The organism is Pseudomonas sp. GW822-FHT03F04, assembly GCF_058801405.1.
Genome location: NZ_JBXANF010000003.1, coordinates 573,262 through 594,341, shown reverse-complemented (window position 1 = coordinate 594,341; position 21,080 = coordinate 573,262). Strand labels below are relative to the sequence as shown.

Annotated in this window: 21 protein-coding genes; 17 read left to right on the top strand and 4 right to left on the bottom strand. The window is 62.1% G+C overall.

All coding sequences use genetic code 11. The features are described from left to right. Nucleotides 1–11: 11 nt before the first annotated feature. From AC1RMX_RS09345 to AC1RMX_RS09330, 4 genes are read left to right on the top strand one after another with little or no spacing between them, the layout of a single operon-like run. A complete protein-coding gene (locus tag AC1RMX_RS09345) occupies nucleotides 12–1,526 on the top strand; it encodes a TolC family protein (protein ID WP_457381759.1) in 1,515 nt (504 codons plus the stop codon). Next, nucleotides 1,510–2,115, top strand: coding sequence for an adenylyl-sulfate kinase (gene cysC / locus AC1RMX_RS09340; protein ID WP_493071573.1), 606 nt, complete (start codon nucleotides 1,510–1,512; stop codon nucleotides 2,113–2,115). The genes AC1RMX_RS09345 and cysC overlap by 17 nt, the downstream gene beginning before the upstream one ends. Next, nucleotides 2,112–2,897: an aspartyl/asparaginyl beta-hydroxylase domain-containing protein gene (locus AC1RMX_RS09335; RefSeq protein ID WP_493071571.1), complete on the top strand. Its 786-nt coding sequence runs from the start codon at nucleotides 2,112–2,114 to the stop codon at nucleotides 2,895–2,897. Before cysC ends, AC1RMX_RS09335 begins: the two co-directional genes overlap by 4 nt. After that, nucleotides 2,885–3,859, top strand: coding sequence for a sulfotransferase family protein (locus AC1RMX_RS09330; RefSeq protein WP_493071627.1), 975 nt, complete (start codon nucleotides 2,885–2,887; stop codon nucleotides 3,857–3,859). Before AC1RMX_RS09335 ends, AC1RMX_RS09330 begins: the two co-directional genes overlap by 13 nt. Here AC1RMX_RS09330 and AC1RMX_RS09325 read toward each other — a convergent pair. Together AC1RMX_RS09325 and AC1RMX_RS09320 are read right to left on the bottom strand one after the other, a co-directional pair. Further along, nucleotides 3,825–4,583, bottom strand: a complete 759-nt coding sequence (locus AC1RMX_RS09325) for a slipin family protein (protein WP_007957673.1) — start codon at nucleotides 4,581–4,583, stop codon at nucleotides 3,825–3,827. The two genes, AC1RMX_RS09330 and AC1RMX_RS09325, sit on opposite strands and share 35 nt — an antisense overlap. 2 nt (nucleotides 4,584–4,585) lie before the next feature. After that, a complete protein-coding gene (locus tag AC1RMX_RS09320) occupies nucleotides 4,586–5,116 on the bottom strand; it encodes an NfeD family protein (RefSeq protein ID WP_096821839.1) in 531 nt (176 codons plus the stop codon). A 195-nt stretch (nucleotides 5,117–5,311) separates the two neighbouring features. Between AC1RMX_RS09320 and AC1RMX_RS09315 the strand changes: the two genes are divergently transcribed. Together AC1RMX_RS09315 and AC1RMX_RS09310 are read left to right on the top strand one after the other, a co-directional pair. Continuing rightward, nucleotides 5,312–5,773 (top strand): aminoacyl-tRNA deacylase, encoded by a 462-nt coding sequence (locus AC1RMX_RS09315; protein WP_096821840.1) that lies wholly within the window; start codon nucleotides 5,312–5,314, stop codon nucleotides 5,771–5,773. A gap of 130 nt (nucleotides 5,774–5,903) precedes the next feature. Beyond that, nucleotides 5,904–6,149 carry a DUF2789 domain-containing protein gene (locus tag AC1RMX_RS09310; RefSeq protein WP_085712632.1) on the top strand — a complete coding sequence of 82 codons (246 nt, stop codon included), beginning with the start codon at nucleotides 5,904–5,906 and terminating at the stop codon, nucleotides 6,147–6,149. A gap of 3 nt (nucleotides 6,150–6,152) precedes the next feature. Here AC1RMX_RS09310 and AC1RMX_RS09305 read toward each other — a convergent pair whose 3' ends face one another. Both AC1RMX_RS09305 and AC1RMX_RS09300 read right to left on the bottom strand, forming a co-directional pair. Beyond that, a complete protein-coding gene (locus tag AC1RMX_RS09305; protein WP_493071567.1) occupies nucleotides 6,153–6,434 on the bottom strand; it encodes a type II toxin-antitoxin system RelE/ParE family toxin in 282 nt (93 codons plus the stop codon). Further along, entirely contained in the window at nucleotides 6,431–6,709 is a 279-nt protein-coding gene (locus tag AC1RMX_RS09300; RefSeq protein ID WP_096821982.1) for an antitoxin of toxin-antitoxin stability system, read from the bottom strand. The genes AC1RMX_RS09305 and AC1RMX_RS09300 overlap by 4 nt, the downstream gene beginning before the upstream one ends. A 203-nt stretch (nucleotides 6,710–6,912) precedes the next feature. Between AC1RMX_RS09300 and AC1RMX_RS09295 the strand changes: the two genes are divergently transcribed. The 11 genes from AC1RMX_RS09295 to pgaD all read left to right on the top strand — a co-directional run bounded on the left by AC1RMX_RS09295 (nucleotide 6,913) and on the right by pgaD (nucleotide 21,007). Next, nucleotides 6,913–7,341, top strand: a complete 429-nt coding sequence (locus AC1RMX_RS09295) for a MarR family transcriptional regulator (RefSeq protein WP_176504882.1) — start codon at nucleotides 6,913–6,915, stop codon at nucleotides 7,339–7,341. Beyond that, entirely contained in the window at nucleotides 7,338–9,401 is a 2,064-nt protein-coding gene (locus tag AC1RMX_RS09290; RefSeq protein WP_493071564.1) for an FUSC family protein, read from the top strand. Before AC1RMX_RS09295 ends, AC1RMX_RS09290 begins: the two co-directional genes overlap by 4 nt. After that, nucleotides 9,398–9,607 carry a DUF1656 domain-containing protein gene (locus tag AC1RMX_RS09285; RefSeq protein ID WP_007957657.1) on the top strand — a complete coding sequence of 70 codons (210 nt, stop codon included), beginning with the start codon at nucleotides 9,398–9,400 and terminating at the stop codon, nucleotides 9,605–9,607. Before AC1RMX_RS09290 ends, AC1RMX_RS09285 begins: the two co-directional genes overlap by 4 nt. Then, on the top strand, nucleotides 9,604–10,491 hold the full coding sequence (locus AC1RMX_RS09280) for an efflux RND transporter periplasmic adaptor subunit (RefSeq protein WP_096821845.1): 888 nt from the start codon (nucleotides 9,604–9,606) through the stop codon (nucleotides 10,489–10,491). The genes AC1RMX_RS09285 and AC1RMX_RS09280 overlap by 4 nt, the downstream gene beginning before the upstream one ends. Beyond that, a complete protein-coding gene (locus AC1RMX_RS09275) occupies nucleotides 10,488–11,930 on the top strand; it encodes an efflux transporter outer membrane subunit (RefSeq protein WP_096821846.1) in 1,443 nt (480 codons plus the stop codon). The genes AC1RMX_RS09280 and AC1RMX_RS09275 overlap by 4 nt, the downstream gene beginning before the upstream one ends. 93 nt (nucleotides 11,931–12,023) lie before the next feature. Next, entirely contained in the window at nucleotides 12,024–12,659 is a 636-nt protein-coding gene (locus AC1RMX_RS09270) for an NADH:ubiquinone oxidoreductase subunit N (protein WP_096821847.1), read from the top strand. Nucleotides 12,660–12,859: 200 nt separating this feature from the next. Next, nucleotides 12,860–14,371, top strand: coding sequence for a YdgA family protein (locus AC1RMX_RS09265; RefSeq protein ID WP_493071561.1), 1,512 nt, complete (start codon nucleotides 12,860–12,862; stop codon nucleotides 14,369–14,371). Nucleotides 14,372–14,629: 258 nt separating this feature from the next. After that, a complete protein-coding gene (gene pgaA / locus AC1RMX_RS09260) occupies nucleotides 14,630–17,113 on the top strand; it encodes a poly-beta-1,6 N-acetyl-D-glucosamine export porin PgaA (protein WP_493071558.1) in 2,484 nt (827 codons plus the stop codon). 12 nt (nucleotides 17,114–17,125) lie between these two features. Beyond that, the gene (gene pgaB, locus AC1RMX_RS09255; RefSeq protein ID WP_096821850.1) at nucleotides 17,126–19,123 is read left to right on the top strand and encodes a poly-beta-1,6-N-acetyl-D-glucosamine N-deacetylase PgaB; all 1,998 of its coding nucleotides are present in this window, start codon (nucleotides 17,126–17,128) and stop codon (nucleotides 19,121–19,123) included. 1 nt (nucleotide 19,124) lies between these two features. Next, the gene (gene pgaC / locus AC1RMX_RS09250; RefSeq protein ID WP_096821851.1) at nucleotides 19,125–20,480 is read left to right on the top strand and encodes a poly-beta-1,6-N-acetyl-D-glucosamine synthase; all 1,356 of its coding nucleotides are present in this window, start codon (nucleotides 19,125–19,127) and stop codon (nucleotides 20,478–20,480) included. Then, nucleotides 20,477–21,007, top strand: coding sequence for a poly-beta-1,6-N-acetyl-D-glucosamine biosynthesis protein PgaD (gene pgaD, locus AC1RMX_RS09245; protein ID WP_096821852.1), 531 nt, complete (start codon nucleotides 20,477–20,479; stop codon nucleotides 21,005–21,007). The genes pgaC and pgaD overlap by 4 nt, the downstream gene beginning before the upstream one ends. Nucleotides 21,008–21,080 lie beyond the last annotated feature (73 nt).

The following is a 21,080-nucleotide window of genomic DNA, read 5'->3' as shown; positions in this document are numbered from 1 at the left end:
GCGATCCAGGGATGAAGAAAAGTCAGAAGTTGTTCGGCGCCAGCCTGCTGGCGCTGGCGATCAGCGGATGTGCAGTCACCAGTGAACCGATCGAACGCAGTGTCAGTGAGCAACGGGCCCGAGCCGACCTGCAAACCATGTACAAGGGCCAGGAACCGCTGCGCGGTCCGCTGACCCTGCATCAGGCCATGGCCCGTGCCGTGAAGTACAACCTTGAAGGGCGTTTGAAAATCATGGAGGAAGCGCTGGCCAAACGGCAGCTCGACCTCGCCAGTTTCGACATGCTGCCGCGCATGGCGCTGGACGCCGGCTACGTCGGGCGCAACAACGTCAGCGCTTCCAGCAGCCAGAGCGTACGCACCGGCACCCAGTCTCTGGAACCGTCGACCTCCCAGGACCGCGACCGCAACGTCGCGGACCTGACCATGGTCTGGAACGTTCTCGATTTCGGTGTCAGCTACATCAACGCCAAACAACAGGGCGACCAGCGTCTGATCGTTCAGGAACGTCGGCGCAAGGTGATCAACACCATTGTTCAGGATGTGCGCTCGGCCTATTGGCGGGCGATGGCGGCCGAACGTCTGCTCAAGCAGATCGACAGCCTGATGGCGCGGGTCGACGCTGCCCGGCGCAACAGCGAAAGCATGAGCGAGCAGCGTATCGGCGATCCGGTGCAGTCCCTCGGTTATCAACGTTCGCTGATCGAAGCCACCCGACAGCTGGAAGAGCAGCGCCGTGCGCTGTCGCTGGCGAAAACCGAACTGGCGACCCTGATCAACCTGCCGATGGGCACCAACCTGACGCTGGCCACCGACGACGGTTATCAGATCCCGGAACTCAAGGTCGATATCGCCAAACTGGAACAGGAAGCCCTGACCAGCCGTCCGGAACTGCGTGAGCAGGATTACCAGACCCGAATCAGCGCCGCCGAAACCCGCAAGGCGATGTTGCGCATGCTGCCGGGCCTGGAGTTTTCCGCCGGCGGGCACTACGACAGCAACTCGTTCCTGGTGAACGACCGCTGGGCCGACTATGGCGTGAAAGTGACCTGGAACCTGTTCAACGTGATCTCCGCTCCGGCGGCCATCGACGTGGCCAAGGCCGGCGAAGAGGTCGCCACCGCACGTCGCCAGGCGATGTCGATTGCGGTGCTGGCGCAGTTGTACGTGGCCAACGCCAACTATCAGGAGGCGCTGCGTCAGTTCAAGACCAACCAGCAGCTGTCGGACATCGACGGGCAAATCGTCGGTCAGCTGCGCAACCGTCATCAGGCGGCGGGCATCGGTGAGCTGGACCTTATCCAGGGCGAACTGAACAACCTGCAAGCGGACTTGCGTCGCGACCTGTCCTACGCCGATCTGCGCAATGCCTATGGCCAGATCTTCGCCAGTGCCGGGCTCGATCCGTTGCCGGATCAGGTGCAGTCGACCGAAGTGCAGTCGATCGCCACGGCGCTGGCCAACCGCGAAGCGGCGTGGGCGTCGGGGGATATCTCGGTGCCGGTGGCCCATGCCTCCGCGAAGTGATGTGCTGGCGCCGACCGCCAGCATCAGCCGTGCACAGCGCGAGGCCCGCAATGGCCATCGCGGCACGGCCATGTTGCTGACCGGTTTGCCGGCGGCGGGCAAATCGACCCTGGCTCAGGCGCTGCATGCCGAGTTGTTCAGCCGTGGTTTGCAAAGCGTTGTGCTCGACGGCGATGGTTTGCGCGTCGGGCTCAACCGCGATCTGGGATTCACCGATGCCGACCGACTGGAAAACATCCGTCGGGCCAGTGAACTGGCGGCGTTGCTGGTGGAGAACGGGCAGATCGTGATTCTGGCGATGATCGCGCCACTGGTGGAGTTGCGTGAAGTGTTCGCCCGACGTCTGGGCGATGACTATCGCGAAGTCTGGTGCAGTGCCGCGCTGGCGGTGTGCGAACAGCGTGATCCAAAAGGGCATTACGCCCGGGCGCGACGTGGTGAACTGGCTGGCTTCACCGGTGTGTCGGCACCTTACGAGCCGCCGGCTCAGGCTTCGCTGGTACTTGATACCGGAACGCTGACGGTCGAGGCTTGCCTTGACCGGTTGCTGACCTGGCTCGGCGAATCCGCGGTGTTGCCCAGGACATGAACCGGCCGGCGTTTTCGCGGCTACCGGTGGCGGTGGATCTGCCGCTGTTGTTGCAGGCACTGGCGGCAATTGAAAACGATGCCTGGCGCGGTCATTTCAACACGGCCTATTTCGCGGGTGACTGGAGCGGCGTGGCGCTGATTTCCGCTGCCGATGCGCTGACTGAACTGTCCCCAGGAACCGCCGAACCTGTACAGCGTGTGCCTTGGCTGAAGGACCGCCGCTGGCAGCAGGCGTTGCGTGATCTGCCGCTGGATATCGTCAGTGCCCGGCTGCTACGGCTGGGGCCGGGTGGTCAGATTCACGAGCATCGCGACTACGACCTCGAAGGACCTGACGCGGATTTCCGATTGCATATTCCGCTGCTCAGCCCACCTGCCGTGGACTTCTGGCTCGACGGTCTGCGCATGCCGATGTCGGCGGGCGAGTGCTGGTTTCTCGACCTTGCGCGGCCGCATCGGGTCGACAATCGCGACAGTACGGCGCGCATTCATCTGGTACTCGATTGCCGTCCCGGCGTCTGGCTGGAGCAGATGATTGCCGAGGGTTTACCGAACACGCCGCAGCCTGATGCCGAAGACTCGTCGTTGCAGCGGTTTCATCGTCTGCTGGCCGTGGATCCTTCGTTGTCGGCGACCTTGCAGGCATTGCACGACCCCGAGGTGTTCATCAGCCAGACACTGGCATTGGCCGCCGAGCGCGGCTTGTCATTCTCCCGGGAAGAGCTGGAGGCGGCGATGCGCAAGGGGCGCCGGTCATGGAACGAACAATGGCGAGCCTGAATTTCGACGGCTGGCTACCGATTCGCATCTGGAAAGACGCCAGCCAATGGCAGGTGGACTGGTGCTTGTTTGGCGATACGCCGCTGCATCAGCCATTTTTTCGCGATGCGGTGGAAGAAGCGCTGCGGCTGCCGTTCAATCAGGCGTTTCGCCGGCAAACACCCTTATTGGCACTCACGGATTGGCAGGCGCTCAGTTCTGGCCTGGCGCCGAGCGCCTTCATCCTGCACGCCTCGCGTTGCGGATCGACGCTGATCAGCCAGATGCTCGCCCGCCTCGACGATCACATCGTGATCTCGGAACCGCCCGCCCTCGATGCCTTGCTGCGCAGTGATCTGCCGGCCGTCGAACGCCGTGCGGCCATCGCCGGGTTGCTCTCGGCCTACGGTCAGCGCCGGCGCGGTGTGGAGCAACGGCTGGTGATCAAGCTCGACGCCTGGAACATCGGTGAATGGCCTCTGCTTCACGAATGCTTCCCCGATACGCCTTGGTTGTTCGTCTACCGCGATCCGCTGGAAATCGCTGTTTCGCATCTGCGTCGCCCGGGCATGCACATGGTGCCCGGCATGCTCGGCGAGTGCGTGCTGGACGACAACTTGCCATTCGAAGGGCGTGAGGATTTCATCGCCCGGAGGCTGGGACGTCTGCTGGAGGCGGGGCGCTTGCACTGCGCTGATTTCGGCGGGCTGACGGTCAATTACAGCGAGTTGCCCGAGGCGATAACGGGACGTTTGGCGGGGTTTTTCCAGCTGAATGCCGCGCAATGTGAACGCGCCATGGCAGGCTCCGCGCAACATGCGAAACAGCCGTCACAGGCGTTTGTCGCCGATGGCGAAAGCAAACGCCGTGAAGCTTCCACGCTGTTGCAGACGCAAGTGGAACGTTGTGCCCGGGCGCCCTACGAAGCGCTTGAACGCCTGCGCGCGCTCACGATTTCGCCGACAGATCCGCCATCCCCTTGAGCAACTCGATCGGCAACGGAAAGACGATGGTCGAGCTCTTGTCGCCGGCAATCGAACTCAGGGTCTGCATGTAACGCAACTGCATGGCGCCTGGCTGGCGCCCGAGCATTTCGGCGGCCTGCATGAGTTTTTCAGAGGCCTGCAATTCACCTTCGGCGTGGATCACCTTGGCTCGCCGTTCCCGTTCGGCTTCGGCCTGTTTGGCGATGGCGCGGACCATCGATTCGTTGAGGTCGACGTGTTTGATCTCGACATTGGCGACCTTGATACCCCAGGCGTCGGTCTGGGCGTCGAGCACTTGCTGGATGTCGATGTTCAGGCGTTCGCGTTCGGCCAGCAGTTCGTCCAGTTCATGTTTGCCGAGCACTGCACGCAGGGTGGTCTGGGCCAGTTGGCTGGTGGCCATGAGGAAGTCCTCGACCTGGATGATCGCTTTCTGCGGGTCGAGCACGCGGAAGTACAGCACCGCGTTGACCTTCACCGAAACGTTGTCGCGGGTGATCACATCCTGCGGCGGCACGTCGAGAACAATGGTGCGCAGATCCACCCGGACCATTTGCTGCACAACCGGAATCAACAGGATCAGCCCCGGTCCCTTGACCTGCCAGAAGCGCCCGAGCTGGAACACCACGCCACGTTCGTATTCACGCAGGATGCGGAACGTCGAGCCGGCCAGGGCAATGAGCAACAGCAGCAGCGCGACAAAACCGATTTGCAGACCCATGATCACTCTCCGAGCGGTGCCGCGTCAGCCGCGGCCACTTGCAGCAACAAGCCCTTGCGCCCGACCACCCGCACCGGTTGCCCGGTGTGCAGCGGTGTGGCACTCAAAACTTGCCAGCGTTCTCCCTGTAATTGCACCCAGCCGTTGCGAGCGTCCTGCGGCTGCACGACCGTCACGGCCGTTACGCTGCCAAGCAGGCCCGCGTCGCCGCTGACCGGATGGCGCGGTCGAGTCTTCAAAGCGCGGATCAGTAGCGCAATCAACAGCAGGGCGCTGACCAGCCCGAGGCCGATCATCATCGGCACCGGCAGTTCGGCGTTGCCCAGGATCAGCGCGCCGATCACGAACATGACGATGCCGCCCAGGCCGATCACGCCGTAGTTGGGCAGCGCGGCTTCGGCGATCAGGAACGCGATGCCCAAGGTGATCAGCCACAGGCCGATGGGGTCGACAGCGTGCAGCGGGGTGTCCACAGCCAGGGCCGATCCGCTCAGCAGCATCAACAGGACAAACGCACAGCGACGGGTGTTCACGTGACCCTCCGGGAGAGTCAGGGGTTCTCTTTACAGTCTAGTTGAGCCTGGAGCTGGATGAATTTTGATCAAATTGCTCGTGCCGCCAGTGGGCGGAATTCCCTTCACTCGCAGCGTGCCCGACTAGACTTTCAAGGACAGGAACAATGTTCATCACCGCCCGCCGCGCAGCGTCGGCGGGCACCGAGGTGCATCATGCGTATGGCAAGAAAAGTGCAAAGCAGCCTGACCCGGGCGCAATGCGAATATGACGTCCTCTCCCATCCGCACTCGAGCAGCAGCCTTGAAACGGCGCGGGTTTCGGGGATTCCGGCGGACAGGGTGGCCAAATCGGTGATCCTCGACGACCACCACGGGCATTACCTGATGGCCGTGCTGCCCGCCAGCCGCCATCTGGACCTGAGCAAAGTGCGCACCAGCGGCGAGTGGCAGATCACCCGCGAAAGCACCCTGGCGCACCTGTTCGACGACTGCGAACGTGGCGCAGTGCCGCCGTTGGGCGACTCCTACGGGCTGGACATGGTCATCGACCCGTTGGTGACCCGGCAAAAAGACATTTACCTGGAGGCCGGCAACCACAACAACCTGCTGCACATGAGCATGCCCGAGTTCCTGAAAATGGTGCCCCATGCCCAGGTGCGGGAGTTGAGTCAGTAGGTTTTTGTTAGCGTCTGCGCTGACGCCAATCGCGAGCAGGCCCGCTCCCACAGGTTCTGCAATGAATCTGTGGCAATGTGGCTTGCTCGCGAAATGTTTGCATCCACTGAATCTTCGAAGGAGTAGAACAATGGAAAATCCGACGCACAGCCTCCCATCCCTGTTCAAACAACTCGGACTGCCCAACGACCCGGTCAGCATCGACCAGTTCATCGCCACCCATTCCCCGCTCAAGCCCGAACTGCACCTGTGCGACGCGTTTTTCTGGACCAAGAGCCAGGCGGATTTCCTGCGGGACGAGATTCTCGATGATGCGGATTGGGCGGAGGTGGTGGATCAGTTGGATGTGATGTTGAGGAAGGGGCGGGCGGGGTAGCAGTCACCGTGGTAACGGCCATAATCGAGCGGTATGGACCAGTGCCAGAATCCAGGCTGCATCGTGTTCCAATTGATAAACGAGCCGATAGCTTTGGTGTGGAATGACTTCTCGCGTGCCGGCAATGATACCGACTGGGCCAATTTCCGGATTCTGAGAAATTCGGGAAACCGCTTCGCTGAAGCGGTTATCCATATCTACAGCGGCTTTTGCGTTTACGGAGTGAAGATAATCCCAAATTTTTTCACGATCCTTTTTGGCGGTTTTCGTCCAGATAATCCTCATTCTTGATTGTCTGCCCGCCTGCGCCTTGCGGCGAATTCTGCTTCTACTTCTTCATTCGACAAGCCATCCCCGTCGCGTATAGAGGCTCGTGCGATATCTACCTTCCGCTGCAGAAACGCCTCGTACTCGCGAGCCTCACGTTGAGTCTGGACGAAGTGCCGCATCATTTCTCTTACGATTTGCGAGGCAGGGCGATGCGTTGCTTCAGCTTCGGCCATGAATTGCTCACGCAACTCCGGCTCCAGCTTCATTGTGAAAACGGCTTGTTTTGACATGCTCAACTCCTTCGAAAGGGGGTTCGTACTGAAAAGGTATATACATTGTAAGTTCCTAATTAGGAACCACCTGATCGCTCTAACGACCAACGGGGCAATTTGTTTCAAAACTTGACTGAATTTCCCCTCAAATGCCATATTGATAGTTAGCAAACTAACAGTGTGTGCATTCCCTCGTGCCGAATACCCTCGACGCCCTCCAGATGAACATCAGCAGCGCCATGGTGGTGGCCGCCAGGCATTGGCGGAAGATCTGCCAGACCACGCTGGTCAACTATGGAATTTCCGAAGCCTGCGCCGTCCCGCTCTTGATGATCGGGCGTCTGGGGGAGAGCGTGCATCAGGTGCAGGTGGCGCAGGCGGCGGGGATCGAGAGCCCTTCGCTGGTGCGGCTGCTCGATCAGTTGTGCCACGCCGGCTACGTCTGCCGCACTGAAGACCCGCAGGATCGCCGGGCCAAATGCCTGAGCCTGACCGACACCGGTCGCGAGCTGGTGCAAGCGGTGGAAGTCGAGCTGGTGCGTCTGCGCAATGAGGTGCTCGAAGGCATCGACCGGAGTGATCTGGAGGCTACGCTTCGTGTACTGAGAGCTTTTGAGGCGGCCAGTCCGCCAGCGGTGATCTATCCGTGAACGGCTTTTTTTCCGGCATTCCTCCGGCCCGGGACTGGTTCTACGGGATCCGTACGTTTGCAGCCTCGATGATCGCGTTGTACATCGCCTTGCTGATGCAGATGCCGCGTCCTTACTGGGCGATGGCCACGGTGTACATCGTTTCCAGCCCGTTCCTAGGGCCGACCAGTTCCAAGGCGTTGTACCGGGCGATCGGGACCTTTCTCGGCGCTGCGGCGGCGGTGCTGTTCGTGCCGATGTTCGTCCAGAGCCCGTACGTGCTGGTGGTGGTCATTGCGTTGTGGACCGGGATTCTGCTGTTCCTGTCGCTGCACCTGCGCACCGCCAACAACTACGCGCTGATGCTCGCGGGCTACACCTTGCCGCTGATCGCCTTGCCGACGGTGGATAACCCGCTGGCGGTCTGGGACGTGGCGGAAGCGCGTACCGAAGAGATCTTCCTTGGCATCGCGGTGGCGGCGGTGGTCGGCGCGATGTTCTGGCCTCGGCGTCTGGCGCCGGTGTTCAACGATGCGGTGGGCAAGTGGTTCGCCGATGCGACGACCTACAGCCTAAAATTCCTTAGCCGCGACGTGCAGCCCGAAGAAGTCACCGCCCTGCGCATGGCCATGGTCGGCAGTTTCAACAGCCTGGAATTGATGATCGGCCAGTTGCCGCACGAAGGCGCGCGGCCGCAGACGGTGCGTAACACCAAGGAACTGCGCGGGCGGATGATCCACCTGCTGCCGGTGATCGACGCTCTGGAAGACTCGCTTTACGCCCTAGAACGGCGCACCCCGGAACTGGTGGAAAAATTCGCGCCGCTGCTCACCGCCACCCGCGAATGGCTCGGCCACAAAGATGCCGATCTCGACCGCTGGCAAGCCCTGCGCGATCAGCTCGAAGCCCTGCAACCCAGCGCCGAAGCCCTCGAAGATCGCAAACAGTTGCTGTTTTCCAACGCGCTGTACCGCCTCGGCGAATTCATCGATCTGTGGCAGGACTGTCGCAGTCTGCAGGACGCGATCCTGTGTGAACGCCAGGACAGCTGGCGCGCGGTTTATCGTCACTGGCGGCTCGGTCGCCTGACACCTTTTCTCGACCGTGGGCTGATGTTGTATTCGGTGGCCTCGACCATTCTGGCAATCATCGTCGCCTCGACACTGTGGATTCTGCTGGGCTGGACCGACGGCGGCAGCGCGGTGATTCTGGCGGCGGTGTCGTGCAGTTTCTTTGCCTCGATGGACGACCCGGCACCGCAGATTTACCGGTTCTTTTTCTGGACCGGGATGTCGGTGCTGTTCGCCAGTCTGTACCTGTTTCTGGTGCTGCCAAACCTGCATGACTTCCCGATGCTGGTGCTGGCATTTGCCATCCCGTTCATCTGCGTCGGCACCCTGACAGTTCAGCCACGGTTCTACCTCGGCATGCTGCTGACGCTGGTGAACACCTCGTCGTTCATCAGCATTTCGGGCGCTTACGATGCGGACTTCTTCGCCTTCGTGAACTCCAACCTGGCGGGCCCGATGGGGTTGTTGTTTGCGTTTATCTGGACGCTGATCGCCCGGCCGTTCGGTGCCGAACTGGCGGCCAAGCGCCTGACCCGTTTCAGCTGGAAAGACATCGTCAGCATGACCGAACCGGCGAACCTCGCCGAGCACCGGCAATTGGGCGTGCAACTGCTCGACCGCCTGATGCAGCACCTGCCGCGTCTGGCGCTGACCGGCCAGGACACCGGCATCGCCATGCGCGAAGTGCGCGTGGGTCTGAATCTGCTCGATCTGCTGGCCTACACCCCGCGCGTGACAGGCGCGCCGAACGCGTTGTTGCAGCAAGTGGTGGCCGAGGTCGGCGATTACTTCCGGGCCTGCCTCAAGGCCGGCGAACGCTTGCCGGCGCCGAGCCCGCTGCTGATGACCATGGACCGCACCCGTCGCGCGCTCAACGGCCACGGCGATGAAGAAACCCGACTACACCTGTTGCACGCCTTGAGCGGTTTGCGTCTGGCGCTGTTGCCCGGCGTTGAATTCGTTTCCAGCGCCGAACCCGAAGAACCGCTGCCCGAAGGAGCGCCCCTATGATCGGTGACCTGGACATCAGCGGCATTTTCCTGCCGACCCTGCTGGTGCTGATGGGCATCACGTATGTGCTGTTTGTGCTGGTACATGGCGTGCTTACACGCCTGCATTTCTACCGTCTGGTCTGGCACCGGGCATTGTTCAACGTGGCCCTCTACGCCGTGATGCTGTACGGCGTGGACTCACTCAGTCGATACCTGATGACATGAAAAAACCGTTTTTGACTATCGGTCGCGTGATGCTGACTTTGCTGATCGTGACTTTCGCCGTCGTCGTGGTCTGGCGCATGGTGATGTATTACATGTTCGCGCCCTGGACCCGTGACGGCCACATCCGCGCCGATATCGTGCAGATCGCTCCGGATGTGTCCGGGCTGATCCAGCAGGTCGAGGTCAAGGACAACCAGTTGGTGAAGCGCGGCCAGGTGCTGTTCAGCATCGATCAGGACCGTTTCAAACTGGCGTTGCGTCAGGCCAAGGCAGCCGTTGCCGACCGCGAAGAAACCCTCGCCCAGGCCCAGCGTGAAGCCAAGCGTAATCGTGGTCTGGGCAATCTGGTGCCGGCCGAACAGCTGGAAGAAAGCCAGTCGAAAGTCGCCCGTGCGCAATCGGCACTGGCCGAAGCGCTGGTGACAGTGGACAGTGCCCAGCTCAACCTCGACCGCTCGGTGATCCGCAGCCCGGTGGACGGTTACGTCAACGACCGCGCGCCGCGCACCCAGGAATTCGTAACGGCCGGGCGTCCGGTGCTGTCGGTGGTGGACAGCAATTCGTTCCACATCGACGGCTATTTCGAAGAGACCAAACTCGACGGCATCCACGTCGGCCAGTCGGTGGATATCCGTGTGATTGGTGACCGCGCCCGCTTGCGTGGGCATGTCGAAAGTATCGTCGCCGGCATCGAAGACCGTGACCGCTCGAGCGGCAGCAACCTGTTGCCCAACGTCAACCCGGCCTTCAGCTGGGTGCGCCTGGCGCAGCGGATTCCGGTGCGCATTGCCTTCGATGACGTGCCGGATGACTTCCGCATGATCGCCGGGCGTACCGCCACGGTGTCGATCATCGACGATAAACAGCAGGAGCCCGAGCAATGAACAGGGCCCTGATGATCGCCGGGCTGGGCGTGATGTTGTCGGCCTGTTCCATGGTCGGGCCGGACTATCACCTGCCGGGTGACGCGGCCATCCAGCGCAAGGATTTTCAGGGCGATCTGGCGGTGGCCGGCAAGCCGGTGGTCTCGTCGCCGGTGCCGGCGGACTGGTGGCGGTTGTATCGCGATCCGCGACTGGATCAACTGGTGCAGCAGGCCATGGCGTCCAATACCGATCTGCGGGTGGCGGCGGCGAACCTGTCGCGGGCCCGCGCCCAGGTCGATGAGGCCGAGGCAGCCGGTGGCTGGAGTGGCGGTGTGAAGATGGGCGCCCAGCGCTTGCAGGAATCCGGTCAGGCGTTCCTGCTGCCGGAGAAAGTCCCGGTGGCCAACGTCGCCGACATCGGCATCAGCGCCTCGTACCAATTCGACCTGTGGGGCGTTCTGCAACGTGGGATCGAAGCGGCGAAAGCCAACGCCGATGCGACCCAGGCCGCTGCCGACACCGCACGCATCACCCTGGTGGCCGACGTGGTTCGGGCTTACACCCAGGTTTGTGCGGCCAACGAAGAACGGGAAATCGCCCAGCATTCCCTTGACCTGCAATCCCAGAGCACCACGCTGATCCAGCGTCTGCGCGACGCCGGGCGCGGGGACGAAACCCAGGTCACCCGCTCGCAGACCCAATTCAAGTCCTTGCGCGCCGACATGCCGCGTTATGAGGCCGCGCGTCAGGCCGGGTTGTTCCGCCTGTCGATGCTGCTGGCCAAACCGGTCGATCAATTGCCGGCCGGCACCGCGACCTGCGCCGAACTGCCGAAAATCGCCCAACTGGTGCCGGTCGGTGACGGCGCTGCACTGCTCAAGCGCCGTCCGGATATCCGTCAGGCCGAGCGTCGACTGGCGGCCGCGACTGCCGGGATCGGCATTGCCACCGGCGAGCTGTACCCGGACATCAGCATTGGCGCGACCATTGGCACCGTCGGCATTGTCTCCGACCTCGGCGACCCGTCGACCAACCGCTGGGGCTTCGGCCCGTCGCTGAGCTGGAAGGTGCCGACCAACGGTGCCCGGGCGCGGATTCGTGAAGCCGAAGCCTCGACCCAGGGCGCACTGGCGCATTTCGACGGTGTGGTGCTGAACGCCATTCGCGAAACCCAGACCGGTCTGGCCCAGTACACCGCGCTGTTGCAACGCCGCGATGCGCTGGCTGATGCCGAGCAGTCGGCGAAGCTGGCCGCTGACCAGACTCACCGCTTCTTCCAGGCGGGCCGCGAGTCGTTCCTCGCCGACCTGCAAGCCACCCGCACCTACACCGATGTCACCGCGCAACTGGCCGCCGCCAACACCCAGGTTGCCATGAGCCAGATCGATTTGTTCCTCGCCCTGGGCGGCGGTTGGGAAAGCGGACGAACGCAAGCCTCGAGCGCCAGCAAACCCTGAGGCCGTTGCTATGCTTTGAAGTATTGAAGGGGCGCCCTGAGCAAGGCGCCTTTTCAGTGCACATTGCTAGCGCAGGTCTAGGGGAAACCAATAATGAAAAACCCTTACGCTCTCGGCTTCTGGTGCGCCCTGGTCGCACTGGTGCTGCTGTCGGCCACCTATTTCTACGGCATCATGCTGGCCCACCAGATCGACAAGGCGATGGTCTTCCTCGACAGCGCGACTGCGTTGATCGCCGTGATGGCGATCGTGGTGGTGGCCTGGTCGTTGGTGCAGGTGCAAAAGCTCAAAAAAAGGCAGCTTGAACAAAGCAAGACCCTGCTGCTGATCTGGGACACCAAGGTCGCGCTGCGCAAAGTCGAAACCGTGTTCGACCGCTACTTCTGGGGCAGCTACTGGCAACCGGGACGCACCTTCGCCGAGGTCATGGGCGAACTCACCGGCACCCCACTGGAAAAAAGCCTCGAAGCCCTGAAAAAACAATGCCTGGCACTCGACAGACAAGTCGCCGATGAAGGCTGGCACTGGCTGAACAATGCGCGTGAATTGTCCGACGTCGCCACGGCCATGGCCCGTGAGCGCTATCAACTGGATTTCTGCGACCCGCGCGGCGACGGGCCGGGCGGGGCGGTGATCGACCGGGATTTCGAGGTGCTGGTGTATACGTGGACCGCGCGCCTGAAAAGCTTCGATCATCAGCTCGATGAGATCGAGGTGCAGTATTCCTGACCTCCCGAAAGATCGCCGAACCCGGCGATCTTTTTGTTTGTCCATGTCCCGTGGACACTCTTTAACCTTTAAACATTGGGCCGCCCCGCGCTGCCAGTGCTAATCTCCACCGCTAAATTCAGCGGAGTCGAGCCACGGCCCGGTCACGGGTTCACGGAAGACGACCACACTTTCAGCCACGGAAATCGATCAGGTCATTCATGAATAAATCAGCAGGCGTGCTTCTCGGAATCGTTGTTGCCATCGGCGCCATCAGCGTCGGCGGGGCCTGGTACACCGGCACCAAGATCGAAGGCGTGCTCAACAACGCCGTCGTCGATGCCAACAAAGAGCTGCAAGCCGCCATGGCCGGTTCCAACGGCAGTGCGTCGCTGGAGCTGGTGTCGCTGGAACGTCACACCTTCAGCAGCACCGCGCACTATCGCCTCAAGGGCGAAGGCGAGATGTTCGGTGAGGCGCCGGTCGAGCTGTTGTTCGTCGATAACATTGAACATGGTCCGCTGCCGTTCTCCCGCCTGGTCTCGCTGAAATGGCTGCCGGTCATGGCCACCAGTCACTACGAGCTGGAAAAGACCCCGATCACCGAGAAATGGTTCGCCGCCACCAAGGGCGCCGCGCCACTGAAGGGTGTGGTCAATATCGGCTACGACCAGTCCACCACCGGCAACATCGAACTGCTGCCACTGGAAACCGCACTGGACGAGCAGTCGAGCCTGAAATTCTCCGGCCTGAACATGGATATCTCCGCCAGTGCCCAGGCGCAGAAGGTCAAGGCCAACGGCTACATGGACAGCCTGCACCTGACCACCGTGGCTGAAGACCAGGCGCCGGTGCAGATCGAACTCAGCGGCCTGACCCTGGCCAGCAACCTCGCCAAGAGCAGCTACGGCTACTACACCGGCGAAAACACCCTGGAACTGACCAGCAGCAAGACCACTTTCGGCGCCAAGCAGTCCGTGCTGGGTGTGAAGAACTTCGAAATGAAGAACCTCACCGAAGAAAACGGCACCAATGCTTCCGGTCGTGCCGATTACAAAATCGGTGAAGTGACCCTCAACGACAAGAAAATCGGTTCGGCCAATCTGGCCATGAGCCTGAAAAACCTCGACATCCCGTCGGCCCTGTCGCTGATGCAGATCTACCAGACCAAGCTGCAGCCGTACGAAAAAGCCGCCGCCGAAGCCACCGCCGCCGGTCTGCCGGCGCCCGAGCTGAACCTGACCGAAGCCGAGTCCACTCAGGTCAAGGCTGACCTGCAGAAACTGCTGGCAGCCGGCCCGCAGCTGGCGCTGGAAGACCTGTCGCTGAAAACCGCCAACGGTGAAAGCCGGGCCAATCTGGTGCTCGACCTGACCAAACCGGCCTCGATGGACCTGCCGCCGGATCAACTGGGCAAACAGCTGATCGCGCTGCTCGACGTCAATGTGCAGGTGTCCAAGCCGATGCTGGTGGATCTGCTCAGCGTTCAGGCCCAGATCGATGGTCAGACCGACGCCAAAGCCATCGTTGACCAGGCCAGCGCCGCTGCCGACATGTTCTCCGGCATGGCCGTGGGTTCGCAGCTGGCAACGCTGGATGGCACCAATGTGACGACCAAGTTGCATTACGCCGCCAATCAGGTGGAGTTCAACGGCCAGAAAATGACCGTCGAGCAGTTCGTCGGTTTCCTGATGAGCAAATTCGCTGGCGTCAACGTGAGCCAGGAACAGTAAAACCCCTCGCTACACCTCAACGCCCGGCCTTTGCTTCCCGCAGACGCCGGGCGTTTTGCTGTCTGGACTCTGCGTTTGCGGCGCGCGCCAGCGTTTCCGGTCACGAATCTGAACAAATATTGTGTTCTGAATATTGGTCTACGCTTGCGTGCAAGACTGCTTGGATAAGCTTGGCCAAGTGATTCTGACTTGGCCTCCGTTACGAATTGGGCAAGGGGGGGCATTGCAACCCGGCTGGCCATGTAAGGATGCTGACGAATGCCGCGTACTGATGTTCCCGTATTACATCGTGGTTTACGCCCTTTGTTTCGAGTCGCGCTGTGCAGCCAGTTGCTCTGGCCGGTGCTCGCGTTGGCCGATACGGCCTACGATCAAATGGTGCTCGACGCCCGGGCAGGGCATTACACGCCTGCGCTGACCGCTTTGCGTCAAGTGCCGCCGGCCCAGGCTTCCACCGGGCAGGTCAGCGATCACCTGCAAATCGCCAGTTGGGCCGGGCTCGACGCCGAAGTGGTGCAGGTCTACGAGACCCAGGGACGCGGCCGCGCATTGCCGATCCAGGCCCTGACCGCCACCGCCCGCGCCTATCGCAATCTCAAACGCTGGGATCAGGCCTCCGAGGTCTACACCAAGGCCCTGGCGCTGGAACCGAACAATGCCGACCTGCAACTCGGTCTGGCGTTGACCCAGGCTGATTCCGGCAAACCCGACGAGGCTGTGACCCGTGCGAAAGCGCTGGTGGTGGCCAAGCCCGACGATCCTTCCCGCCGTCTCGCCTTGGGCTATGCCCTGACCCGCGCCGGCAAGCAATACGACGCACTGTTCGAATACGATCAGGCCTTCTCTCGTGCCGGCAGCAAACCGGAAGTTGCCCGTGAGTACGTGGTCGCTCTGCAAAAAGCCCGTCTGCCTGAGCCTGCGCTACGCCTGGCCAACCAGCGTCCGGGGCTGATCGATCCGGTGACGCTGCGCCGTCTCGAAGGCGATCTGGCTGCCGAACGCGTGCGTCTCGCCGAATTCGCCACCCGCAGCGAAAAAGAACGTTATGTGATCGCCGACCGTGCGTTGGCCGACTACGACAAACTGCTCGCCACCTGGACCCCCGACGCCAGCGCCCACGACGATGTGACCCGCTGGCGCATCGACCGCATGGGCGCCCTCAAGGCCCGGGCGCGTACTGCCGACGTCATCACCGAATACCAGAAGCTGCAAGCGGAAGGCGTGAAGATTCCGACCTACGCTTTGCGTTGGGTCGCCGCGTCTTATCTGGATCGACGGCAACCGGAAGTCGCCACCGATCTCTATCGCCAGGTGCTCTCGGCGCCGGACGCCGATGCCGGCGATCGCCTCGAAGACACCACCGCGCTGTATTACTCGCTGCTGGAGAGCGACCGGGCCGACGAGGCACGCAAGGTCGCCGAAGACCTGGCCAAAAACGAGAAACCGCGCGTCGAACTCAAGGGACTGCCAATCGGCAACCCCAGCGACGACTGGATGGACGCGCAATTGCTCTCGGCACAGGCTGCCGGTACCTACGGCGCGGACTTGCCCCACGGCGAGGATCGCTTGCAGACGCTGGTCGATCAGGCGCCAGGAAACATCGGCTTGCGCCTGTCCCAGGCCGATCTGTACCTGGCCCGCCAATGGCCGCGTCGCGCAGAAAGCCAGCTCAAGGAAGTCGAGAGCGTGGTACCACGGGACATGGGCCTGGAAGTCGCTCAGGCCCGCACGGCCATGACTTTGCAGGAATGGCGGCAGATGGATGCGCTGACCGACGACGTCGTCGAGCGTTTCCCGGACAACCGCCAGGTTCAGCGCGCCGCACGCGAGCGCGAAGTGCATGACATGTCCGAGCTGCGCGTCGAAGCCTACGGCGGCAAGGCCAATGGCGGCAGCGGCGGCAATGCCGGCGCGGTCAGCGGCAGTCGGGACTTCGGCATCCAGAGCACGCTGTACAGCCCGCCGATCGATGAAGACTGGCGTGTGTTCGCCGGGGTCGGTTATGCCACCGGCGACTTCGCCGAAGGCACCGGCAACCACCGCTTCCAGCGCGTCGGCCTGGAGCGCCGCACCCGTGACATGACCCTTGAAGCCGAGGTCTCCAACCATTCCTACGGTTACGGCGACAAGCAGGGCTCTCGTCTGGCGATTGCCCGGGACATCAACGACAACTGGCAGTACGGCGGCAGCCTTGAATACCTGTCGGCCGACACCCCGTTGCGCGCGTTGAACAGCGACATCAAGGCCAACGGCGGCAGCGGTTTCATCCGTTGGCGCGCCAACGAAAGCCGCGAGTGGAAACTGTCGGTCAGCCCGTCGCATTTCAGCGACGGCAACAACCGCGTCGAAGCCTTGCTGACCGGGCGCGAAGGCGTCTACAGCACCACCCACGTGCAGGTCGACGCGGGTCTGGAAGTCGCCACCAGCCACAACTCCAATTCCGAAGACGTGCCGTACTACAACCCGAAGGCGGACCTCAGCGTGATGCCGACGGTCAACGTCAACCACGTGCTTTACCACCGCTACGAAACCTCCTGGAGCCAGCAGTTCCAGGCCGGTGCGGGTACGTACAGCCAGCGTGACCACGGCACCGGCGGCATGGCGTTGCTGGGCTACGGCCAGCGCTATGCCTGGAACGACGTGTTCGAGGTGGGTGGTTTGTTCAGTGTGATCAACCGGCCCTACGACGGTGACCGGGAAACCGATCTGCGTCTGCTCGTCGACCTCACTTTCCGCTTCTAGAAGAGTTTGAAGATGCCTTTTATTTCGCGTTTCATCCTTCTGCTGGGAGTGCTGCTGGTCAGCGCCTGCGCCCAGCAAGCTCCGGCCTTCGCACCGCCGTCCGAGCGCCCGGTGGCGGCCAATGAAAAACCATGGCCGAAAAACCACGTGCTGGGCATTGCCTACCACGACATCGAAGACCGGGATCCCGATCAGGCGGTGGTGGCGGTGCGCACCGAGCGCATGATCGAGCAACTGGCGTGGCTGCGGGAAAACAACTACAAGCCGGTGACGGTCGATCAGATCATGGCCGCGCGCAAGGGCGGGCCGGAGTTGCCGCCGAAGGCGATCCTGCTCAGCTTCGACGACGGTTATGCGAGCTTCTACACCCGTGTGCTGCCGGTGCTGCGTGCCTACAACTGGCATGCGCTGCTGGCGCCGGTCGGCGTGTGGATCGACACACCGCTGAATCAACCGGTGGATTTCGCCGGCACTCCGCGTCAGCGCTCTGACTTCCTGACCTGGGATCAGGTGCGCGAAATCTCGCAATCCGGCCTCGTGGAAATCGCCGCTCACACCGATGCCAGCCACAAAGGCATCCTCGCCAACCCGCAAGGCAACCTGCAGCCGGCCGCCGCGACCCGGCGCTACGATCCGGTGACCAAACGCTATGAAACCGAGGCGGATTTCCAGGCGCGGATCCGCACCGACGTGGCCACCATTTCGGAGAAAATCCGCAAGGCCACCGGCAAGAAACCGCGTATCTGGGTCTGGCCATACGGTACGGCGGACGGCACTTCGCTGACCGTGGTGAGCGAGCAGGGTTATGAAATGGCCCTGACCCTCGACGACGGTCTCGATGCCTTAGACAACCTGATGAGCAGCCCACGATTCCTCGTCGCCTCCGACCCGGACGGCGAGCATTTCGCCAACAGCATCGTGGCGGTGCAGTCCGATTTCGCCATGCGCGTGGTGCATGTGGACCTGGACAACGTCTACGACCCGGATCCTGCGCAACAGGAAGTGAACCTCGGCAAACTGATCCAACGCATGGCCGACATGGGCGCCAACACGGTGTTCCTGCAAGCCTTCGCCGATCCGAAAGGCGATGGCCTGGTGCATTCGCTGTACTTCCCCAACCGTCATCTGCCCATGCGTGCCGACATTTTCGACCGTGTCGCCTGGCAGTTGCGCACTCGGGCTCACGTGAAAGTGTTCGCCTGGATGCCGGTGCTGAGTTTTGCGCTGGATTCGAAATTGCCACGGGTCACGCGCTGGGATCCGAAGACCGGCACCACGTCGGTCGACCCGGATCAGTACAAACGGCTGTCGCCGTTCGACCCCGAAGTGCGACGGATCATCGGTGAAATCTACGAAGACGTGGCGCGCCTGACCTCGGTCGACGGCATCCTCTACCACGACGACGCCGTGCTGTCGGACTTCGAGGACGCCAGCCCCGAGGCTCTCAAGGCCTATGCCGCCCACGGTCTGCCGGGCTCGATTGCCGCCCTGCGCGACGATCCGGCAGCCATGCAGCGCTGGACACGATTCAAGAGCCGCTACCTGATCGACTTCACCAACGAACTGACCGCCAAGGTCCGCGCGATTCGCGGCCCGCAAGTGCTGACCGCACGCAACATCTTTGCCGAGCCGGTGCTCAATCCGCAAAGCGAAGCGTGGTTCGCGCAGAACCTCGACGACTTCCTCGTGAGCTACGACTGGACGGCGCCGATGGCCATGCCGCTCATGGAAAAGCAGACCCATGCGCAATCCGGCCCGTGGCTGGAAGAACTGGTGGCGAAGATCAAACAGCGCCCCGGTGCGCTGGATCGCACGGTGTTCGAATTGCAGGCCCGGGACTGGACGAAAAAGGACCAGGCCGACATCGACGGTGCACAACTGGCCGACTGGATGGGCCGCCTCAAGCGTCAGGGCGCGACGAGTTTCGGCTACTACCCGGACAACTTCCTCGAGAACCTGCCGGACCTGAAAACCGTGCGGCCTGCGCTCTCCAACAAATGGAACCCATGACATGCTGGATAGACTGCTGGCCCTGCTTGTTCTGGCGATTGTCCTCGGCGTCCCGCTGGGGCTGATCTTCCTGGTCACCGGGCAATTCCTGATGGACTTCGTGTTCTTCTACCCGCTGTTCATGTCCGGGTTGTGGATTTCCGGCGGCCTGTATTTCTGGCTGCACTGGGAGCGGCACTGGCCGTGGAAGGACGACACGCTGCCGCCACCGCTGGAAGGCGAACCGCTGATTTCGATCCTGATCCCTTGCTACAACGAGGGCGACAACGCCGCCGACACCATTCACGCGGCGCTGGCCCAGCATTACCCGAACATCGAAGTCATCGCGATCAACGACGGCTCCAAGGACAACACCGCGCAAGTGCTGGATGCGCTGGCCAAGGAAGATCCACGGTTGCGTGTGCTGCACCTGGCGGAGAACCAGGGCAAGGCCGTGGCACTGCGCATGGGCGCCATCGCTGCACGCAGCGAATATCTGGTGTGCATCGACGGTGATGCGCTGCTGGCGCCGAACACGGCGGCTTACCTCGTGGCGCCGATGCTCGACAACGCGCGACTGGGCGCGGTGACCGGTAACCCGCGGATCCGTACGCGTTCGACGCTGGTCGGGCGGGTTCAGGTCGGCGAGTTCTCGTCGATCATCGGGCTGATCAAACGCACCCAGCGAGTGTTCGGGCGGATCTTCACCGTGTCGGGTGTGATCGTCGCGTTCCGCCGCACGGCGCTGAACCGGGTCGGCTACTGGAGCCCGGACATGATCACCGAAGACATCGACATCAGCTGGAAACTGCAACTGGACCACTGGAGCATCTTCTACGAGCCCCGCGCCCTGTGCTGGATCCTGATGCCGGAAACCCTGGGCGGGCTGTGGAAGCAGCGCCTGCGCTGGGCCCAGGGCGGTGCCGAAGTGCTGTTCAAGAACATTCGCGGCATCTGGCAATACCGTCACCGTTACCTGTGGCCGCTGCTGTTCGAATACTGCCTGTCGACCGGGTGGGCGTTCACTTTCCTGTTGTCGGTGATTTTCTGGGTGATGGGCAAATTCATGGTCATGCCCGAAGCGATCGCCGTGCATCACCTGATGCCCCCGGCGTTTACCGGGTTGCTGCTGGCGTTTGTCTGCCTGGTGCAGTTCGCGGTCAGCATCATCATCGACCGGCGCTACGAGCCGGGTCTGGGCAAGACCATGTTCTGGGTGGTCTGGTATCCATTGGTGTTCTGGTTCATCAGCCTGCTGACCACGCTGGTCAGTTTTCCTAAGGTGCTGTTCGGCCAGCATCAGAAGCGTGCGCGTTGGGTCAGCCCGGACCGGGGTATCAAACCGGTCGGGGACGACGAAGAGGAGGTCATCAAATGAAAATCATCCGGACCCGCCAGCGACCATTCCTGGTGGTGGTCGATGTGTTCCTCACGGTGCTGGCCTGGGTTGGCCTGCTGTATCTGTTGGTGCGCGGGCTGTGGCCGCTGATCGAAACCCATGCCGGCGGGCCGCGCATCGATAACTCGGCGTTCGAAGCGCTGGGGACCTTGCAGATCTACCTGTGGGTGGCGCTGGTCAACGCCGTCATTCTGATTTCCTGGGCGCGTTATCAACAACGCAAGAGCCGCAGTTTTGCTCAGCGTCGGCTGGCCGCACCGGTGGTTGACGATGATGGCCTGAGCAAAAGCTTCAAGCTGTGCGATGACCGCCTGCAGAAACTTCGCAGCCCGGGCGTCATCACCATCCACAACAATCAGGATGGCGATGTCAGCCATGTGGTGCCGCACCTGTGGCCGGTGGAACAGGCGGAATTGCCGCCACCGCTGGCGCCACTGGAGCATCCGCGGGTGATCTTTCTGCATGCCGAGGACGACGATAACCGTGAGCCGGTGAACCGTCTGTAAGCGCGGTGATACCAATGGGCGTCATTTGCCACTGCCACGGCACGAACGGTACAGCTATAGTCTGCAGGCCGAA

Excerpts from the sequence above, each read along its gene's own strand:
- pgaA (WP_493071558.1), top strand. The coding sequence starts at position 14,630 with ATGCCGCGTACTGATGTTCCCGTATTACATCGTGGTTTACGCCCTTTG.
- AC1RMX_RS09330 (WP_493071627.1), top strand. The coding sequence starts at position 2,885 with ATGGCGAGCCTGAATTTCGACGGCTGGCTACCGATTCGCATCTGGAAA.
- AC1RMX_RS09270 (WP_096821847.1), top strand. The coding sequence starts at position 12,024 with ATGAAAAACCCTTACGCTCTCGGCTTCTGGTGCGCCCTGGTCGCACTG.
- AC1RMX_RS09325 (WP_007957673.1), bottom strand. The coding sequence starts at position 4,583 with ATGGGTCTGCAAATCGGTTTTGTCGCGCTGCTGCTGTTGCTCATTGCC.
- pgaB (WP_096821850.1), top strand. The coding sequence starts at position 17,126 with ATGCCTTTTATTTCGCGTTTCATCCTTCTGCTGGGAGTGCTGCTGGTC.
- AC1RMX_RS09335 (WP_493071571.1), top strand. The coding sequence starts at position 2,112 with ATGAACCGGCCGGCGTTTTCGCGGCTACCGGTGGCGGTGGATCTGCCG.
- AC1RMX_RS09275 (WP_096821846.1), top strand. The coding sequence starts at position 10,488 with ATGAACAGGGCCCTGATGATCGCCGGGCTGGGCGTGATGTTGTCGGCC.
- pgaD (WP_096821852.1), top strand. The coding sequence starts at position 20,477 with ATGAAAATCATCCGGACCCGCCAGCGACCATTCCTGGTGGTGGTCGAT.
- AC1RMX_RS09280 (WP_096821845.1), top strand. The coding sequence starts at position 9,604 with ATGAAAAAACCGTTTTTGACTATCGGTCGCGTGATGCTGACTTTGCTG.
- cysC (WP_493071573.1), top strand. The coding sequence starts at position 1,510 with ATGCCTCCGCGAAGTGATGTGCTGGCGCCGACCGCCAGCATCAGCCGT.
- AC1RMX_RS09315 (WP_096821840.1), top strand. The coding sequence starts at position 5,312 with ATGCGTATGGCAAGAAAAGTGCAAAGCAGCCTGACCCGGGCGCAATGC.
- AC1RMX_RS09345 (WP_457381759.1), top strand. The coding sequence starts at position 12 with ATGAAGAAAAGTCAGAAGTTGTTCGGCGCCAGCCTGCTGGCGCTGGCG.
- AC1RMX_RS09310 (WP_085712632.1), top strand. The coding sequence starts at position 5,904 with ATGGAAAATCCGACGCACAGCCTCCCATCCCTGTTCAAACAACTCGGA.
- pgaC (WP_096821851.1), top strand. The coding sequence starts at position 19,125 with ATGCTGGATAGACTGCTGGCCCTGCTTGTTCTGGCGATTGTCCTCGGC.
- AC1RMX_RS09295 (WP_176504882.1), top strand. The coding sequence starts at position 6,913 with ATGAACATCAGCAGCGCCATGGTGGTGGCCGCCAGGCATTGGCGGAAG.
- AC1RMX_RS09305 (WP_493071567.1), bottom strand. The coding sequence starts at position 6,434 with ATGAGGATTATCTGGACGAAAACCGCCAAAAAGGATCGTGAAAAAATT.
- AC1RMX_RS09265 (WP_493071561.1), top strand. The coding sequence starts at position 12,860 with ATGAATAAATCAGCAGGCGTGCTTCTCGGAATCGTTGTTGCCATCGGC.
- AC1RMX_RS09300 (WP_096821982.1), bottom strand. The coding sequence starts at position 6,709 with ATGTCAAAACAAGCCGTTTTCACAATGAAGCTGGAGCCGGAGTTGCGT.
- AC1RMX_RS09285 (WP_007957657.1), top strand. The coding sequence starts at position 9,398 with ATGATCGGTGACCTGGACATCAGCGGCATTTTCCTGCCGACCCTGCTG.